The organism is Ideonella sp. B508-1 (assembly GCF_000333615.1).
GTDB lineage: Bacteria > Pseudomonadota > Gammaproteobacteria > Burkholderiales > Burkholderiaceae_C > Ideonella.
This window is the reverse complement of the sequence record NZ_BADL01000178.1, coordinates 1-1,880: the sequence shown is the minus strand read 5'-3', so window position 1 is coordinate 1,880 and position 1,880 is coordinate 1. Positions and strand designations below refer to the sequence as shown.

Here is a 1,880-nt window from a genome sequence, read left to right as displayed (position 1 = left end):
CTGCCTATAATCTGAGGCTTCACTTCCCCGATAGCTCAGTCGGTAGAGCGCCGGACTGTTAATCCGTAGGTCCCTGGTTCGAGCCCAGGTCGGGGAGCCAGATTCAGGTGTCGAGATCCCGTATCGAGACATCCTCAAGACGCCAAGGTGCCACCGTATGCCTTGGCCGACATAAAAGATATTCCCCGATAGCTCAGTCGGTAGAGCGCCGGACTGTTAATCCGTAGGTCCCTGGTTCGAGCCCAGGTCGGGGAGCCAAATTCAAGGCCCCGCACGTGCAAGCGTGTGGGGCCTTCTTCATTGCCCCGTCCCGGTCCACCCCTTTTTGCGTGAGCCTTCGCATGAGCACCCTGCCCGCCTGTCCCAAGTGCCAATCGGCCTACACCTATGAAGACGGCGCGATGCTCGTCTGCCCCGAATGCGGCCACGAATGGTCGGCCGCAGGGGCGGAGCCGGTGGCCAGCGACGAGGCGCGCGTCGTTCGCGACGCGGTGGGCAATGTGCTGCAGGATGGCGACACGGTGACGGTCATCAAGGACCTCAAGATCAAGGGCTCTTCCTCGGTGGTCAAGGTGGGCACCAAGGTGAAGAACATCCGCCTGGCCGATGGCGACCACGACATCGACTGCAAGATCGACGGCATCGGCGCCATGGGACTGAAGTCCGAGTTCGTCAAAAAGGTCTGAGCAGACCCCCGCGATTCCCGATGGCCATGTCGGACACCCTGGAGGCCCTGCGCGCAGGCCGGCTGCACGGCGTGCAGCGCCTGGACCTGACCCAGCTGGGGCTGCGCGAACTGCCACGCGAAGTCTTCGCGCTGGCCGACACGCTGGAAATCCTGGACCTGGGCGGCAATGCGCTGGAGGACCTGCCTGCCGACCTGCCACGCCTGCACCGGCTGCGCATCCTGTTCTGCACGGGCAACCGCTTCGAACGCATGCCCGAGGTGCTGGGCCGCTGCCCGGCACTGGAGATGGTGGCCTTCAAGAGCAACCGGTTGCGCGAGGTCCCCGCGGCCGCGATCCCGCCCCGGCTGCGCTGGCTGATCCTGACGGACAACCAGATCGAGGCCCTGCCCGACACCCTGGGCGACTGCCCGCGGCTGGAAAAGCTGGCCCTGGCGGGCAACCGACTCAGCACCCTGCCCGCCAGCCTGGCCCGCTGCGAGCAACTGGCCCTGCTGCGCATCGCGGCCAACCGCTTCGAGACCCTCCCCGACTTTCTGCTGAACCTGCCCCGACTGGCCTGGCTGGCCTTTGGCGGCAACCCGCTGACCCTGGATCACGAGGCCGCCAGTCTGCAGCAGACCACCCTGCCCCAGGTGCCCTGGGGCCAGCTGCAGATCGAGGCCCTGCTGGGCCAGGGCGCCTCAGGCCAGATCCACCGCGTGCGCGACACCACCGGTCGCTCGCTGGCCCTGAAGGTCTTCAAGGGCGAGCTGACGAGCGACGGGCTGCCCAGCAGCGAACTGGCGGCCTGGCTGCAGGCGGGCCGACATCCACGCCTGATCGGCGTCGAGGCCCGCCTGAGCGGGCACCCCGAAGGGGCCGAGGGCCTGCTGATGCCGCTGATCGACCCGGCCTGCCGCGTCCTGGCCGCCCCACCCAGCCTGGACAGCTGCAGCCGCGATGTCTATGCCCCTTCGCTGCGCCTGAGCCCGGCGACGCTGCTGCGCATGGCCGCCGGGCTGGCGCATGCGCTGGGGCAGTTGCACGCCCGCGGCGTGGCGCATGGCGACCTCTACGCCCACAACATCCTGCACGATGGCGAGGGCCAGGTCTGGCTGGGCGACTTCGGCGCGGCATCGCTGCTGCAGGCCCTGCCCCCCGCCCAGGCCAGGCGGTGCAGCGGCTGGATGTGCTGGCCTTCGGCCATCTGCT

At 68.1% G+C, this 1,880-nt stretch carries 2 protein-coding genes and 2 tRNA genes; all 4 read left to right on the top strand.

Translation table 11 applies throughout. The annotated features are described in order from the left end of the window. The first annotated feature begins 24 nt into the window (after window positions 1-24). A tRNA-Asn gene (locus tag I73_RS08155) sits at window positions 25-100 on the top strand. An 82-nt stretch (window positions 101-182) separates the two neighbouring features. Next, window positions 183-258, top strand: a tRNA-Asn gene (locus tag I73_RS08150). An 83-nt stretch (window positions 259-341) separates the two neighbouring features. Beyond that, the gene (locus I73_RS08145) at window positions 342-686 is read left to right on the top strand and encodes a zinc ribbon domain-containing protein YjdM (RefSeq protein ID WP_022980159.1); all 345 of its coding nucleotides are present in this window, start codon (window positions 342-344) and stop codon (window positions 684-686) included. A 26-nt stretch (window positions 687-712) separates the two neighbouring features. Further along, window positions 713-1,880: leucine-rich repeat-containing protein kinase family protein (locus I73_RS26785; protein WP_148289729.1), on the top strand; the 1,168-nt coding region annotated here is incomplete at its 3' end.

What these genes read in the sequence shown, in the direction of transcription:
- I73_RS08145 (WP_022980159.1), top strand. Translation starts at nt 342, where the DNA reads ATGAGCACCCTGCCCGCCTGTCCCAAGTGCCAATCGGCCTACACCTAT.